This is a genomic window from Cyclobacterium sp. L-R (assembly GCF_056859355.1).
Genome location: NZ_JBSXOH010000073.1, coordinates 107515 through 124244 on the forward strand (window position 1 = coordinate 107515; position 16730 = coordinate 124244).

The following is a 16730-nucleotide window of genomic DNA, read 5'->3' on the forward strand; positions in this document are numbered from 1 at the left end:
AGAAAACAACAACGATGGCCCTGATTTTAGCGATTTCAGCACGTAATAGATTTTCTATTGCATATTTCGAATTAGAGACAATTCAGTAAAAATAGGTCTTTTCCTTATTAAGCTGAAATGATTTGCATAGTATAAAGTAGAATACCATGCTTGCTTGCTATTTTTTTCCTTCTACTAAAACCTATAAAATTATTTCAAATCACCCAACTGTTTCTATTTCCTAAACAGTACCATAGCAAATGATAAACTCTCATGGCTGATAAATTCTCAGCAATTCTCAGGTGGACAATATTTTACCAATTCTTATCCTATGGTACCTTTGAAGGATTACGGGGTAAAGATTACCTATAATATTTATAACGACGATAAAAAATACCAATAGATAATAGGAGGAAAAGACCATTAATATTGCAATCAACAGAATAACAAAAAGAGATCCTAAATGCCCAAATTCAGATTGTTTGGATTGGTAACTAAAGCGCTCCAAACCATTTTTTGTTCCATCAAAAAACTTTTTCCGGTTGGCCTTTTTACCCCAAAAGAATAGCAATAATAGTTTTTGAAAATATTTTACCCCTAAAATACTGTATAAACGCATTAATTTTGAAGAGTTTTTAATGGTATAATAGTTATCTGGAAGCAATTTGCTAGTGGGAAAGACAAAACCTGGGAATGCAAAAATACCGGTCACACATAAATTAATTAAGAACCCAAGAAAAAAGGACTCCCCAAGACTCAACTTCTCTGGACCAAATACTACTATTTGCCTTACCGTAGTAAAGGAAAAGTACAGAAGGAACAATGCCATTAAGATAAAAAGGGCTTGTTTGATTATTTTCATAAACACAGTTATTTTGGCTTCTTAACAACATTTAGCCTTCACTAATGTGCTAACACTGTAATTTATAAAATAATTGGAAAGAGAAATGGATTAGGTTAAAATAATCTTTTAATGGAATCCATCACTGGTATTAAAAATCGTCTTAATGGCTTATTTCCTGCTTTTTTATAAGCTCTGAAATCGAAGACTTAAGAATGAAGCTTAGGAAGGTAATTTAAGTTAAGCTTTGGTCAGTATTGTTGCTATTTCCTGCAACAATACTTCCAAAACCTTATGTTTATTTTTATGTTTTCACAAGTTAAACCCAGTGTCCATTGATTTTTGAGCAATTTGGAGAATAGTAATTAGTTACCGCTTTTTTGATTTTCTTTAAGCACACTTACAGTAACCAGAAGTTGACCAAAATGTCGCTGACTGTGTTCTGCCAAATGAAAATACAAACCCATAACGGAGGTAGGAAGCTTTTTCCTTCCGACTGTCCTAAATTGCCTAAGCTCCTCTTCAGTCGTTTGGCTAAATACTTCCAAGGTATCCGCTACCTTTTTTTGAAAACGGCTGACTAATTCACTTGTAGTCAAGGATGGGTCAGGTGTTTTTTCATTTTTAAGAAAGGTAAACTGTTCTTCACTTAAAGGCAATTCTTTAGCATAAGTAGTAAGTCGGTCTATAACTCCAGATAAATGTTGCAAGTGAAAGCCAACGCTGGCCCTACCCGCTACCCTTTTCCAAAGAAGTTCATCAGGAAAACCTTCCATACATGCCACTAATTCCATTTCTGCTTGTACAAGTGCATGTGCTGCAGGTTGCAGCAGAAATGGAATTTGCGGTAATGGCCCATTTAACCAAGCTTCCGGTTGACTCATATGCTATATTTATGCGTGAAAAAAGAAATATTTTCCCTGTGAAATAAGAGATGCGGCAATTTCTCGGCGCAATTCTTTTGTGTTCACATTCTCGTATTTGGTAAACCTTTTAAGCCCCATCAAGAGCATTTTCTGTTCATCTCCTTTGGTGAAAGACATGATGGCTTCTTTGCCAGCAGATTGGATTTTTTCTACAGCTTCATAAAGGTAAACTTTGGTGACGGCTATGTGGTTTTTCACAGCTTCTTCACCATTTTTGTTCAATAAACTTTCTGTTCTCAATAGTGTAGATTCAGCTGCATAAATCTCAATCATAATGTCTGCAAGATTCATCATTATTTCTTGCTCCTGATCCAGTTTGGTTCCCAAGTCCTTGGCTGCTTTGCCACCTATCATCAAAAAAACCTTTTTAAGATTTCTGAGCGTTGCTTTTTCTGCCGCTAATGGTTTAGAGGTATCAGCACTAGAGAAATCAGGAACTGATGTCAATTCTTTGGCCACTTCCATAGCTGGACCCAAAATATCGATCTCCCCTTTCATGGCGCGTTTGAGCAACATGCCTACCATCAGAATTCTGTTGATTTCGTTTGTGCCTTCGTATATTCTGGAAATTCTGGCATCCCTGTAGGCGCGCTCCATTGGTGCATCGGCTGAATAACCCATACCTCCATAAATTTGAACACCTTGATCGGTTACATAATCAAGCACTTCGGATCCATGCACCTTCGCAATCGCACATTCTATGGCAAATTGTTCTACTCCTTTAAGTTTGGCCTTATTGGGATCCATACCTTCAGCTTCTAGTGCGGCAATCCTGTCTTCCACATCTTGGCCAGCACGGTAACATAGGGATTCACAGGCATAAGTACGGATGGCCATTTCAGCAAGTTTTGCCTGCACAGCACCAAAGGAATTAATAGAAACACCAAATTGTTTTCTATCAGCACTGTATTGAATGGCATAGCCTAAAATAGTTCTGCAACCGCCCAAAACACCGGCACCTAATTTAATTCTACCGATATTGAGAATATTCACAGCTATTTTAAAGCCCTTTCCTCTTTCAGAAAGCATGTTTTCTACTGGTACTGGACAGTCATTGAAAAAAACCTGACGGGTAGAACTGCCTTTGATTCCCATCTTTTTCTCTTCCTCATTCATGGTGATTCCACCGAAGGTTTTTTCTACCAAAAATGCGGAAAGATTTTTATCGTCATCTACTTTGGCAAATACAATAAAGAAGTCAGCAAAGCCGGCATTGGAAATCCACATCTTCTGCCCATTAATAAGGTAATGGGTACCTTCTGCGTTTAATGTAGCTTTGGTTTTGCCACTGTTTGCATCAGATCCAGCATCTGGTTCCGTGAGGCAATAACAGGCCGCCCAGTCCGCATTGGTAAGCTTGGGAAGGTATTTTTTCTTTTGCTCCTCTGTCCCATAATAAAGCACAGGAAGGGTACCGATTCCAGAATGTGCGCCATAAGTTGTAGAAAATGATCCTGCCGCTCCTATAATATCTGCAATCAACATAGAGGTATTGAAGCTCATTCCAAGCCCTCCATATTCTTCAGGCACTGCTATACCAAGAAGTCCCAATTCCCCTGCTTTCTTTAATATAGCCGGTACAAGATCAGGATTCTTCATGCTGTCAATTTCCTCCATATTGGGAGTAATCTCCATATCAAGAAAATCTTGACAGGCCTGAGCCATCATCTTTTGTTCCTCACTAAATTCTTCTGGTATAAATACAGCAGATGCTTCTGTTTCTTTGATAAGAAAAGCTCCACCATCAAGGCCATTTTTTTTATTTATTTTTTCCATGTTAAATTCCTGTTTAGACAATCAAAACTATAAGCCAAAATCAAAAGGTAATTTTCGCTTGTAGCCAATTACCCGTAACAAAATTATTATAGCAGTTCTATTATGCCTGCTACTCCTTGACCTCCTCCAACGCAAGCAGTTACAAGACCATATTTACCTTCTCTTCTTCTCAATTCATTCATTATTTGAACACTGAGTTTGGCTCCTGTACAACCTAGCGGATGGCCTAATGCCACAGCACCACCGTTTACATTGACTATTTCAGGATTAAAATCCAAGGCCCGAATAACTCCCAATGCCTGAGTGGCAAAAGCTTCGTTCAGCTCAATCAGGTCGATGTCATTCATGGTAATGCCAGCTTGTTTCAGTGCTTTTGGAACAGCTATTGTCGGGCCCATGCCCATAATCCTTGGTTCTACGCCACCTACGCTGTAGGAAGCAAGTCTCGCCATGGGTTCAAGTCCTAATTCTTTCATCAACCGCTCTGACATAACGACAACAAATGAGGCCCCATCAGAGGTTTGGGAAGAGTTTCCTGCGGTAACCTGACCACCTTGTTTAAATACAGGCTTTAGATTAGACAATACCTCCATGGTAGTTCCTGGTCGAGGACCTTCATCTGTATCTACTATGTATTTTCTTGTCTGCCTTTTTAAATTTTCATCCAAATAGGTTTCTTCCACTTCCACAGGTACAATCTCATCCTTAAACCTTCCTTCTTTGATAGCACTAATGGCTTTCTCATGAGATTTTACAGCAAATTGATCTGAATCCTCTCTGGTGACATTAAAGTCTTTTGCCAGTTCTTCAGCTGTTAAACCCATGTTAAGATAATAATCAGGGTTTTCAGTAGCTAATTTATAGTTTAAAGCTGTCTTATAGCCCATCATAGGTACCATGGACATGGATTCAGTACCACCGGCAATAATACAATCAGCCATTCCCGATTTTATTTTCGCCGTTGCCAAAGCAATAGCTTCCAGCCCAGAGCCACAATACCTGTTAATAATAAAGCCCGGGGTATCTTCAGACAAAGCCAAAAGAGAAATCATTCTTCCCATTTGCATGCCTTGCTCTGCTTCCGGAATAGCATTTCCTACAATAAGGTCATCCACCATTTTGGTTTCTAAACCTGGTGTGTTGACCATTAAATGTTTTATGATATCAGCTGCTAAATCGTCTGGCCTATAAAACCGGAATCCTCCTTTTTTCGCCTTTCCTATTGCAGATCTATAGCCATTGATAATATATGCTTCCATTTGATGTTTATTTTAATGCTTGAATACGGTTAAATTGAATGAAGCTAACTTGAAGAATTCATAGCAGGATCAAAATTTCTAATTTGATCTTTGCTTGATTTAGTTTCTCAAAGGTTTGCCTTTAAAAAGAATACTGTGAATCCTCTCTAGGGTTTTCTTTTCCCCGGTAAGACTTAGGAAGGCCTCTCTTTCTAAATCCAGTAAGTACCTTTCACTTACTTCTGTTGGACTGGATAGATCACCACCACTCATTACCCAAGCTAGTTTTCTAGCAATTTTTGCATCATGTTCAGAAATATAGGAGCCAAAACGCATACCCGATATTCCAGTTTCAAAAAGTGCCAATGAAGATTTACCTAACACTTTAATGTCATTTCGCTCAATAGGTTGTGTATAACCTGCATCAGACAAGGCAATAACTTTTTGTTTTGCTTCCGCCAATTGACGTTTTCTGTTTATGGTAATGGCATCCTTTTCTTCCAAATAACCGAAATTTCTTGCCTCTGCAGCAGAAGTCGACACCTTGGCTGTCGCTATGTTCATGAAAATATCTTGAAGTCGATTCAATTCTACATCACCAGGGGCATTGTGCTTAGAAAATCTCAAGGTCATCTCTTTAGTTCCGCCACCACCAGGAATTAAGCCTACGCCTACCTCTACTAAACCCATATACAGTTCGGCATGGGCTTGAACTGCATCTGCATGTAGGGATAGTTCACATCCACCTCCCAAAGCCATATTGTGAGGGGCTACTACTACCGGTACTGAAGAAAACCTTGCCCTAAGCATGGTGTTTTGAAATTGCGCAATCATTAAATTGATTTCATCAAAATCCTGATCTCCAGCAAACATATAAATCATGGCTAGATTTGCTCCTGCAGAGAAGTTTCCACCTTCATTGCCTATCACAAGTCCTTTATAGGATTTTTCAGCCATATTGATGGCCATATTAATTCCCTCTACTACTTCCTGACCCATAGAGTTCATTTTGGTATGGAACTCCAAACCTATTACCTCATCGCCTAAGTCATATATGGATGCACCTTCATTTCCCCAGATTTTCTTTTCAGCGGATTTAAGCGTGTCCAATAGTAAAAATTCTTCCAATCCTGGAACCGGGATATAAGTCTTGGTAGGAATATCATAATAATGTTTTTTACCATTCTCTACTTTATAAAAACTGCTATGCCCTGCGGCTAACATTTCATAAACCCATTCCGCAGGTTTTTCTCCAGCTTTTTCCATTGCTTCCACAGTGGACTTGACTCCCAATATATCCCAGTTCTCAAATGGTCCATATTCCCATCCAAAACCAGCACTAACAGCCTGATCTATTCTGTACAATTCATCGGCAATTTCTGGTATCCTAAAGGAGCAATACCTAAAAAGGTCATAAAATATAGCCCTATAAAAGGTTCCTGCTTTGTCATCATAATTAACCAAAAATTTGATTCTCTCTTTTAGATCATCAATTCCTTTAGATGCTTCTAATGCTTTGATTTTTGGTTTTTCTACAGGTACATATTCAAAGGTTTTAAAATCAATTTCTTTAAGCTCCTTGCGACCATCCTTATGTCTGATCATTTGAAAAAAACCTTTTCCACTTTTATCCCCATACCATTTATTGTCATTTAGCACCTGGACACTTTTCGGAAGCTTGAATTTATCTCTCGATTCATCATGTTCTAATACATTGTAGAGGTTGTTAGCTACATGTACGGTAGTATCAAGTCCAACTACGTCTAAGGTCCTGAAAGTGGCTGATTTTGCCCTCCCTATGACGTTACCGGTCATCTTGTCAACCTCAGACACAGTCAAACCTTGTTCTTCTATAGTATGCAATGCTGAAATAAGTGCATAGACGCCTACCCTATTCGCTATAAATGCAGGTGTATCCTTACATAGAACCGTTTCTTTACCTAAGAACCTATCTCCATATTCCATTAAAAAGTCAATAACCTCTGGTTTGGTTTTAGGACCAGGAATTACTTCAAACAAACGAAGGTACCTTGGAGGATTAAAAAAGTGGGTGCCAGCAAAACATTCTTGAAAATCTTCAGACCTATTGTCACTCATCAAGTGAATAGGTATACCTGAAGTATTTGAAGTAATTAGGCTTCCTGGCTTTCTGTATTTTTCTACCTTTTCATAAAGCCCTTGCTTGATCTCCAGATTTTCAACGATTACTTCAATTACCCAATCGTAACCATTGATTTTAGGTAAGTCATCATCGAAATTACCCGTTGTTATTCTTTTTATGTATTCCTTATCATAAATGGGCGAAGGTTTTGAAAAAAGGGTGCTTTTCAACGCATCGTTAACAATTCGGTTTCTTACTTCCTTGCTTTCAATAGTTAAGCCTTTCTTCGCTTCTTTATCATTTGGGGCTTTAGGAATTATATCCAAAAGCAACACTTCTACCCCTATATTGGCGAAATGACAAGCAATCCTCGATCCCATAATTCCGGAACCTAAAACGGCAACTTTTTTTATGCTTTTTTTCATTGGTTATATATTTGCTTATTGTTATTGATTATATCTATTTGGTTTCCGGTTTTTGTAGTTCATCAATCACCGAATTTATTTTATCAAACAATACAAAAAAGACTCCAAACTCTTCTTCGCTTAAATGTTCACGTACTTTTTCATTGAACTCTTTAATAGTACTTACTGCTGCTGCTTTTTTTTGTTTTCCTTTTTCTGTTAAAAAAACCTTAACGGAGCGTTTGTCCTCCTTGTCAGGAACCTTCACAATCAATTCCTTTTCAACCATGGTTTTAAGAAGCCTGGTAAGACTCCTTGACTCCAATCCCATTTGAGGAGCTATTTTAGTTGCGGCTGTTCCTTCAGTCGAATGTATATTAATAAGGACAAATCCCATAGAAGTGGTAATTCCCTCCATATTGGCCTTTTGGTTATACATTCTCGAAATGGAATGCCAACATGATTTAATCTGGTAATCTATTGTTTCTTCTTTTTTCATTTTCCTATCGGCATCAATTTAATAAAAATAATTATGCATGCATAATAAATTGACAAGAATTAAGAAGTTTGTAGTAAGGGATTTAGGTAGGTAGACTAAACTATTAACTAAACTTACTAGCTATATTTCACTTAAATACTTAGTCGCAGATCGACTTTTTTTGTTTAAAATTCTAGTACAAAAAGATTTTAAAGCCTGTCTATAAGCTTTAAGACTTTTAAAAAATACTGGTCATCTTTTTAAAGGAAAATTACTTCTGTTTAAAATTGTAAAGACTTTTAATGATGAATTTTTTTAAGTTAATTCTTAATGAGATGCTTGATTTAGAATTCAAGGTTTCCGATTTATACACACCTTATTTATTTTAAGAAATTTATAAATCAAAAAATCTATTGTTATTATTATAGAGTGGATATGTTGGTAAACCTTCAAGTTTTTCACTACTAACTTTATTGTGCAGGTATTTGTGTATTTATTCACTACTTATGCACATCATTTTTTATATCTAAGTTACTGATGTTGTGCCTACTGTATTTGATTAAAAATATTATGTGTATAAATCATGTAATTCTATGGGGTATAAGTATTCGGTTGGTATCTATGTGGATAATTGATAACAAGTGAAAGGTTATCCCCAGCTGATAAAGTTGTTGGTTAAAATTGTGATTAATCCTGATTTTGGATGTTGATATAAACAGGTATCTATATACTTATCCACTTTAGAATTGAGCTTATCAACAGAATTTGAATTCATGCTAAATATTTATAAACATCTATAAATCAATTGTTTATAAAATATTCTTCATTAATTTCCATTATTTCTAATGGTAATCTCTCAATATCTATGTATTTGTGCTCATTTTTGTTAATAAGTAGACCGGATTCCCTTCTTTTCCTAATAGTCTGTTCATTTATTGTCCATCCACCTCTTAATAGTAGTTCTCTTTTACCCGTTTTTTCGTCTTGGAAGAAATACACAGGTTCAGGTTGAATCTTTAAGTTGATATTACCTGGATCCCATGCCTTGTTCCCATTTCTATCTACATAGGCACGCAATTGATAATTTGTAGCTTCCAGTTTAGTAAAGATAAATTTGTTGCTTTCTTCAAGGTATTGCTCTACTACTACATCTCCTTTTGTATCCAATAATTGAACCATTATAGGTCTTTCATCAGTATCAATAATACCACTTATTTCATCCCCTAAATTGTCACTTTTGAGACGGTTATAATTGGCTTCAAATGGCTTTTCATTCCATAGGTTTTCAACATCTTTGAAGGTAGAATCTGCTGCTATTAGTTTGTATTTTTCAAAAGGTATGGAATCGTTTATAGGTATGGAAATGTTTAATTCTGTCCAACTATTTGTACTATCTGTAAGCCAAACCATATCAGGTGTTATAGGGATGGTACTTGCTGTATCGTAACTCAAGTATAAAGAATCGTAATTGATATCTATTAGTGGTTTATTAAACCCTAATTTGGCCTTAATTAATTTGGTGAATTTTATTGGACCCTTTGAAGTGACTTCAAGCTTTTCTTTATTTCTTTCACTTTCTTCAAAACGAGCATATAGGGTTGTATCCACCTTCGCTCCTACTGAATCGATCAATTGTAATTCAACCTGAGTACTGTCATTCAATAGTTCTGTGTGGTAAAATCTTAAGTTATTTTCTTTTAATCTAAAGAATAGCTTTTCATTCTTATCGGGATGTTTTACTTCATATCTAGCTAAATCTTTGCTTAGTATTACATCAAAATTACTTCCTGAACTAGAGGATCTGTTTATTTTAAGTGGGCTTAGATCTGCTCTGTTGATATTTATATGAAGGTTATTCAGATTTTCTTTTACTTCTATTGGTTCAGTTATAAATCCATAAGGCTCGTTACGGTATTCTGCTTTTAAAGAATTGTTATCATCATACCATGCATAGGCTCTAAAGGTTCCTGCTTTTATATTTGTTATTTCAAATTTACCTGCTGTGTCTACCTGAGCGATATAATAGGGAGCAGCCGTAAAGAGGTCTGTAGTGTCCTCATTAATGTATAAACCTACTAACAGGTCTTTGTAATTTTCATTGTCCTTAGAAAACCAATAATCTACTTTACCGGTTACAGTTAAGCTATCTATGGTTTCACCTGTTGAAAATACAAGTTTTAGTCTTTCTGCCGGATTGCCTTCAGAAGCGTCCTGAATACTTTTCTGAAAATTGAACACGTAAGTTGTGTTGTCCTCTAATTCCTGATTCAATGAAATTTGAACTCTATTTTTTATTGCCAGGAATTCTACCTTGTCTTTTTCTACTTTAGGAGTGATTATTATGGATTGAGAAGGGTTTTCTAGCTTTATATATTCATTAAATTCTAGATCTATCTTTTCTGGTTTCACATTAATGCTTTCATTAATTGGATTTGAAGAGATAAGTATAGGTGGCTCCTCATCCTTTGGTCCTCCCATAGGTGAACTTTGTTTGGCACATGAACCCAATATGGAGGCAATTATAATGAATGATATTTTGAAGATAAACTGGTTCATTTCTTTTTGATCACAAATAGCAAACTTGAATAATTGTTACCATTTAATTTTGCCTGTTGATTAGATTTGTATCCTGATTTGATTGCTTCTATGTATTTATTCTTAGATCCTAAATATTGGTGGCTCAATAAGGATACATAGTAGCTATCAAATTTCATCGGTATTGTATCTACTATTCTGCAGTTGTGTTTGTCTGAGAGGTATTCCATTGAACTGCTATTGAAGTGGTATAGGTGTCTTGGAACGTCCAAGGCTGCCCAATTTTCTTTGAATGATTTGGCATCCAATGAATCTCTGTTGGGTACAGCAATGAACAATAGACCTCTTTTCTTTAGTCTGCTGAGCAATATATCTATTGTTTCATTTAGTTTATGTACATGTTCAAGTACATGAAATAAGGTTATAACATCAAACTTTTTCTCTTTCTCAAGGTCTTTCAACCCAGAGATAATATTGATGCCGATATTCTTTACTGCAAATGTTGCAGCTTTTTCATTGGGTTCCATACCAAAGGCTTTCCAACCATTTTCGGAACATGTTTTCACAAAGAGGCCTATTCCACAGCCATAATCAAGTATTCTACCTTTAGTGCTTTGCCTGTTATTGACCCAATTTAATTTTTGGCTTAAAGTATATTTTCTAACTGCCTTATAGACGATATCAGTTAAGTTTTTACTTTTATCCTGATGTGAGATATAAGATGGCTTGTCATAATACTTAGCGATGTTCTCTTCATTAGGTCTAGGGTTGGTAAACCAAATGTTACAATTTTGGCATTCGCATATGATAAATGATTCCTTGCTAATAGCATGGTCCTTCACTACAAGATGATTAATAAACTGTTCACTTTTACAAAGTGGACATTTGGTTAACCTTTCGTACATGTTATCTTCCTAAATAGATGGTAAGTATTGACATATCTGCTGGTGATACACCACTAATTCTAGATGCCTGCCCAATGGTTTGAGGTTGTATTTTACCTAATTTTTGTCGTCCTTCTGCAGAAAGGGCTTTAATTTTGTCGTACTCAATATTGGCTGGAATCTGCAAATCCTCTAAATTATTGATTTTATCAACCATTTGTTTTTCCTTATCAATATAGGATTTGTATTTGATAAGAATTTCTGTCTGTTCTTTTACTGCTTTAGAGTAGCTTTTTGTTTCTTCTTTTAGTGAAGTGCTTATATTGATAATGTCTTGTAATCCTATATTTGGTCTTTTAATTAATTTTTCCACAGTAATCTTTTCTTTGATTAGTGCGGTGTTTAGGTTTTCTAAACCATTGTTTAACTCGTCTGGTGAAAGCCTGAACTTTTCAAGTTTCTTTGTCAATTCCTCTGTTTTCTCTGCTTTTTCCTTAGTTTGTCTATACTCTTTTTCATTAGCCAAACCAAGCTTATATCCATAAGGTGTTAGCCTTAAATCAGCATTATCCTGTCTTAGCAGCAATCTAAACTCTGCTCTCGAAGTAAACATACGGTAAGGTTCTTCTGTACCTTTATTGATAAGGTCATCAATTAGTACTGCGATGTAAGCTTCCGATCTCTTAAGGATAAAGGGTTCTTTTTCTTTGGTTTTATTATGGGCATTTATTCCTGCCATTAAACCTTGAGCTGCCGCTTCCTCATATCCGGTTGTCCCGTTTATTTGTCCAGCAAAGAAAAGGTTTTCGATCCTTTTTGTTTCTAATGTTAGTTTAAGCTGTGTTGGAGGAAAGAAATCGTATTCTATTGCATAACCTGGACGGAACATTTTCGCATTCTCAAAACCCTTTATTTTTCTTAATGCCTTGTATTGTACATCTTCCGGTAGGGAGGTTGAGAATCCATTGACGTATATCTCAACAGTGTTCCACCCTTCTGGTTCTACGAATATCTGATGTCTTTCACGCTCAGCAAAGCGGTTTATTTTATCCTCTATGGATGGACAATACCTCGGACCTAGACCTTGAATTCTTCCATTAAACATCGGGGATCTATCGAAACCGGTTTCCAATGTTTCGTGAACCTTTTTGTTGGTGTATGTAATCCAGCAATTTCTTTGTTGTTGAACAGGCGTAGTTGAATCAGAATAGGAGAATTTCTCTGGGTCAGTATCTCCCTCTTGTACTTCCATCAAAGAATAATCAAGGCTTCTTCCATCTACTCTTGGAGGAGTCCCTGTTTTCATTCTTCCTGATTCGAAGCCCAATTCTATAAGGTCTTCGGTAATTCCTTTTGAAGCGCCCTCCCCTGTTCTACCGCCTCCCATCTTTTTTTCTCCTATATGAATGACTCCATTTAGGAAAGTACCATTTGTTAGAACTACCGATTTACTTTTAATTTCTATCCCTAAGCCTGTTTTAACTCCTTTTATTCTACCATCTTTAACGATTAAACCTGTAATCATCTCTTGCCAAAAATCTACATTAGGAGTTGATTCTAGTGTTAATCTCCATTCTTCCGCAAACCGCATCCTGTCGTTCTGACTTCTTGGAGACCACATTGCTGGGCCTTTTGAGCGATTTAGCATTCTAAATTGTATGGTAGACTTGTCTGATATTATCCCAGATTTACCACCCAAAGCGTCAATTTCTCTTACAATTTGACCTTTAGCTACTCCACCCATTGCAGGATTGCAAGACATTTGGGCAATTGTATTCATGTTCATTGTACACAATAAAACAGAAGAACCCATCTTTGCTGCTGCATGTGCTGCTTCGCACCCTGCATGACCTGCACCTACTACTATAACATCGTATATTGGAAACATATTCGTTTGATCTAGTGTTCCACGTGAAACACTTACCTTTGTTTAAATGATTTTAATTTACTGTTCCACGTGGAACAGTTGGTGAGTACAATGAGAGCGAGATGTTTTCTTCGTTTCTCATTTCCTTTTTCTCATTTTCTGTTTTGTCTTTGTACCCACAAAGATGAAGTAATCCGTGGACCAAGACCCTTAGGAGTTCCTCTTTGTAACTTGTATTAAGGTTTTTGGCGTTTTCTTTAACTCTTTCTACGCTTATATAAACATCACCTTCAATTTCAGTATCCTTCTCAGATTGATCAAAAGTTACAATATCTGTAAATGTATCGTGGTTTAGATAATTTACATTTATATCTAATAAGTAATCGTCCGTACAAAAAATGTAATTTAGGGTGTTAACCTTAAATCCTTTGTTTGTTGCGATTTGTTTGATCCATGCTTTAACTTGTCTTCTTTCTGTTAAAGATGATTTTATTTCTTCTTCAAAGAAATTAATAGCCATTTTAGTTCATATAAAAAGTGAGGGTTATCTTTTTTCCTTCATTCTCAAATTCTACCTCGTCGCTGAGATGTTTCATTATGAACACTCCCCTTCCTCCGGATTTCTCCAGATTTTCTAATGCTGTTGGGTCGTTAAGCTTTTGATGGTCAAAACCATCACCTTCATCTTCAATGATAAATTTTATCTGATTGTCTAGAAATAGGAGTTCTAGTTTGACAACTCTTTTTTTGTCTATTTTATTACCATGTACGATTGCATTGTTCACACATTCGGTAACAGAAATCATGATATTGCCGTAGATGTCATCGTTAATATTGAACTTTTCACGGGCATTATCAATAAAACTTTCAACGATAGTAATATTTTCAATCAAAGATGGAATGGAAATTTTTATTGATTTCATCGTATTATTAGGCTTTTACCACGACTTTATTTTATTATTAGCTAAACTTCAACTACTATTGGACAATGGTCCGAATGGGACACTTCCTGCAATATATCTACCTTTTTTACTTTAGCACTCATAGAAGGAGTGGTCATGTGGTAGTCTATTCTCCAGCCCTTGTTATTGGCCCTTGCATTGGCACGATAGCTCCACCAGCTGTATTGGTCCGGATTTGGATTCAATAACCTAAAGCTATCATCGAAACCGTTGGAAGTAAACTTGTCCATCCATTCCCTTTCTTCTGGAAGAAAGCCAGAAGTGTTTTTATTGGCTACCGGATTATGTATGTCTATTGGTTTATGACAGATATTATAATCCCCACTTAATATAAGATTGGGCTTTTCCTTGATTAAATCCTGAGTGTAACCGTATATATCATCTAAGAAAGCATATTTAAACTCCTGTCTTAAGCCTCCAGTAGTTCCAGAAGGGAAATAGGCGCAGAGAAAGGAGAAATCAGCATAATCAGCTCTAATTGTCCTGCCTTCATCATCGTATTTACTTACATCTATACCATAGGTTAAGTTGTCTGGTTTTAGCTTGCTTAAAATGGCTACACCACTGTATCCTTTCTTAACAGCAGGATACCAATACACATGGTATCCAAGGTCCTTAAAAATGGCAATATCCACTTGATTTTCTAATGCCTTTACTTCTTGCAATCCAATAACATCCGGATTTTCTGTTTCAAGCCATTCAGCAAAGCCTTTTTTTAATGCTGCCCTAATTCCATTTACATTATAGGATATTATTTTCATTTAATATCAATTTCAAATTCGTCTTCAAAATAATCCAGTACATGGATTTTAAGCATTTTTTCTTGCTCAGCAGTATTTAAATGTGGCAATTTTTTTATTAACTTCCAATGAGGCCAGCCATCCTGATCTATAAAATCCAAGGTGTAAAAGTCTGAGAAGCTCAACACCTTGCAAACAGCAATATGCATTAAGTCTTGCTTTTCCTCCTTTGTAAAATGGCGTGGTCCTTTCCCCAATTCCTGCACTCCTATTATAAACAATACGGCATTCAGATCGGAGGGTTTTTTTCCAAATATTTCATGTAAACCTGAAAGAAGTTTTGACCACCTTCTTTCTAAATCCAGGTCTTTTTTTAGCAATGCCATTTGATTTGTTGTTTTTTATCTTTCCTGAATCTATGATTATTTCATTAATTCAAAATTTTCTATAAATTGATACAGGCCATTTGTTTACAAATATAGCAGGTAAAATGGCTCATCAATTATAAACAACCCATTTTAGGTATGCGTTTCAAATATTGGAGAGATTTTTTATCATTAGTTTTGCCAGAAACTTGTTGTTTGTGTAAACGAAGCCTATTTCCATTTGAAGATCAATTGTGTAAAATATGTGTTTCTCAGCTTCCAGTGACCAATTATCACCTGATTCCTGAGGAAAATGACCTAAAAATAAAATTGCTTGGTCTTGCTCCTGTGAATAAGGTAATGGCTTATCTCCGCTTTTCTAAAAAGGGTTACAGCCAAAAGCTTTTGCATCAAATTAAATACAAAAACAAAGCAGAGCTTGCTAGGGTTTTGGGTCTAAATTATGGCTATTTGTTGAAAAAGAACGGTTATAAGGATGTTTGGGACTATATAGTGCCTGTTCCTTTGCATGAGCGCAAGCTGCAAATTAGAGGGTATAATCAGAGTGAACAATTTGCTATTGGTCTTGCTGATGCACTTGAGACAGAATGCAAGAACCTATTATTAAGAAAACTACCCACTGAAACACAAACCAACAAGTCAAGGATTGAACGATGGGAAAATGTTTCAGAGGTATTTGAAACCAAGAATAAGGATGAAATCAAGGATAATAGCTTGCTTCTGGTAGATGATGTCATGACAACAGGAGCTACCTTGGCCTCTTGTGCGATTTCACTTAACTCTTGCAAGCCTAGAAGTATAGATATGGCTGTTTTGGCAGCAGGAAGCTATTATTAGCTAAATATCTCATTCAATATGCCTGCTAATCTAATACCTCCAGCAATTAACCTTTCTTCCATGATAGGATAAGTTTTATATCCATAAGAATAAAACAAACGGCTATTATCAGGTAAGTCATAAATTATTGGTCGTAAATCTACTGCTTCCTTTAACCACTTGTCCATAGGAGCATTTTGGTATTGATTAATAAGGTTTTTATTGATTCGTCTATTTAGGTGTTGAGCCAGTTCGGTGTAGCTAAGGTTTTTCCCGTCTATGATCTTTGAATCCCAGACAGTATGCAAATTGGTGTTTTCATTGAAATAAGTAACTTTTTCATCATTTCCACCCCTGTCTTTTCCTGTCCCAACATGTAGGGGCTGATGCAGGTCACCTACAAGATGAACGAGCATTTTTAAGTAAGCTTTTTTTTCTTCCAGGTCTAGTTCTCCATTTTTAAGCGCTGCAATAATCATTTTAGTCTTACCAAAAGCATCTCCAGACTTTTCCTGAATGGAAGGATCATAGCCTTGGCCTGTTTTTACAGTCAAATAATGCCAAGAGTTTAGCTTATTGTAGGAAGGATCAGACTTTATTTCATCCATCCAATTGGCTACCATAGCAAGAGATTCAGGCCCCAATATATCTTGAATACTTTTTGCAGCCTTCTTTGACAAGTGAAATGAGGCGATTTCCCCTACCACTCGATGGCCAGTTAGTCCCCAACCATAAGTATTGAGGACAACTAGCCCAAATATAAAGGCAGTCAAAAATGATTTTCTCATTGCAGTTTG

General features: G+C 36.2%; 15 protein-coding genes. 1 reads left to right on the top strand and 14 read right to left on the bottom strand.

Annotated elements, in window-relative coordinates; translation table 11 throughout:
• Window positions 1-277: 277 nt before the first annotated feature.
• The 13 genes from AC13EX_RS12610 to AC13EX_RS12670 all read right to left on the bottom strand — a co-directional run bounded on the left by AC13EX_RS12610 (window position 278) and on the right by AC13EX_RS12670 (window position 15111).
• Window positions 278-841, bottom strand: a complete 564-nt coding sequence (locus tag AC13EX_RS12610; RefSeq protein WP_482892950.1) for a glycosyl-4,4'-diaponeurosporenoate acyltransferase CrtO family protein — start codon at window positions 839-841, stop codon at window positions 278-280.
• A 344-nt stretch (window positions 842-1185) separates the two neighbouring features.
• Entirely contained in the window at window positions 1186-1704 is a 519-nt protein-coding gene (locus AC13EX_RS12615) for a DinB family protein (protein ID WP_482892951.1), read from the bottom strand.
• 9 nt (window positions 1705-1713) lie between these two features.
• Complete coding sequence (locus AC13EX_RS12620) at window positions 1714-3522, bottom strand: acyl-CoA dehydrogenase family protein (RefSeq protein ID WP_482892952.1); 1809 nt, start codon at window positions 3520-3522, stop codon at window positions 1714-1716.
• An 86-nt stretch (window positions 3523-3608) separates the two neighbouring features.
• Window positions 3609-4781 carry a thiolase family protein gene (locus tag AC13EX_RS12625; protein WP_482892953.1) on the bottom strand — a complete coding sequence of 391 codons (1173 nt, stop codon included), beginning with the start codon at window positions 4779-4781 and terminating at the stop codon, window positions 3609-3611.
• Between the two features lie 99 nt (window positions 4782-4880).
• Window positions 4881-7286, bottom strand: a complete 2406-nt coding sequence (locus AC13EX_RS12630) for a 3-hydroxyacyl-CoA dehydrogenase/enoyl-CoA hydratase family protein (RefSeq protein ID WP_482892954.1) — start codon at window positions 7284-7286, stop codon at window positions 4881-4883.
• Window positions 7287-7320: 34 nt separating this feature from the next.
• Window positions 7321-7764 (bottom strand): MarR family winged helix-turn-helix transcriptional regulator, encoded by a 444-nt coding sequence (locus AC13EX_RS12635; RefSeq protein ID WP_048641520.1) that lies wholly within the window; start codon window positions 7762-7764, stop codon window positions 7321-7323.
• A 780-nt stretch (window positions 7765-8544) separates the two neighbouring features.
• Window positions 8545-10299 carry an Ig-like domain-containing domain gene (locus tag AC13EX_RS12640; RefSeq protein ID WP_482892956.1) on the bottom strand — a complete coding sequence of 585 codons (1755 nt, stop codon included), beginning with the start codon at window positions 10297-10299 and terminating at the stop codon, window positions 8545-8547.
• Complete coding sequence (locus tag AC13EX_RS12645) at window positions 10296-11183, bottom strand: class I SAM-dependent methyltransferase (protein WP_482892958.1); 888 nt, start codon at window positions 11181-11183, stop codon at window positions 10296-10298. Before AC13EX_RS12645 ends, AC13EX_RS12640 begins: the two co-directional genes overlap by 4 nt.
• 1 nt (window position 11184) lies before the next feature.
• A complete protein-coding gene (gene mnmG, locus AC13EX_RS12650; protein ID WP_482892959.1) occupies window positions 11185-13050 on the bottom strand; it encodes a tRNA uridine-5-carboxymethylaminomethyl(34) synthesis enzyme MnmG in 1866 nt (621 codons plus the stop codon).
• Window positions 13051-13102: 52 nt separating this feature from the next.
• Entirely contained in the window at window positions 13103-13549 is a 447-nt protein-coding gene (ybeY, locus tag AC13EX_RS12655) for an rRNA maturation RNase YbeY (RefSeq protein WP_482892960.1), read from the bottom strand.
• 1 nt (window position 13550) lies between these two features.
• A complete protein-coding gene (locus AC13EX_RS12660) occupies window positions 13551-13952 on the bottom strand; it encodes an ATP-binding protein (RefSeq protein ID WP_482892961.1) in 402 nt (133 codons plus the stop codon).
• Window positions 13953-13993: 41 nt separating this feature from the next.
• Window positions 13994-14752 (bottom strand): exodeoxyribonuclease III, encoded by a 759-nt coding sequence (locus tag AC13EX_RS12665; RefSeq protein WP_048641514.1) that lies wholly within the window; start codon window positions 14750-14752, stop codon window positions 13994-13996.
• Window positions 14749-15111 (bottom strand): hypothetical protein, encoded by a 363-nt coding sequence (locus AC13EX_RS12670; RefSeq protein ID WP_048644432.1) that lies wholly within the window; start codon window positions 15109-15111, stop codon window positions 14749-14751. Before AC13EX_RS12670 ends, AC13EX_RS12665 begins: the two co-directional genes overlap by 4 nt.
• Before the next feature lie 201 nt (window positions 15112-15312).
• Between AC13EX_RS12670 and AC13EX_RS12675 the strand changes: the two genes are divergently transcribed.
• On the top strand, window positions 15313-15954 hold the full coding sequence (locus AC13EX_RS12675; RefSeq protein WP_482892962.1) for a ComF family protein: 642 nt from the start codon (window positions 15313-15315) through the stop codon (window positions 15952-15954).
• Here AC13EX_RS12675 and AC13EX_RS12680 read toward each other — a convergent pair.
• Entirely contained in the window at window positions 15951-16721 is a 771-nt protein-coding gene (locus AC13EX_RS12680) for a S1/P1 nuclease (RefSeq protein WP_482892963.1), read from the bottom strand. The two genes, AC13EX_RS12675 and AC13EX_RS12680, sit on opposite strands and share 4 nt — an antisense overlap.
• Window positions 16722-16730: the final 9 nt, after the last annotated feature.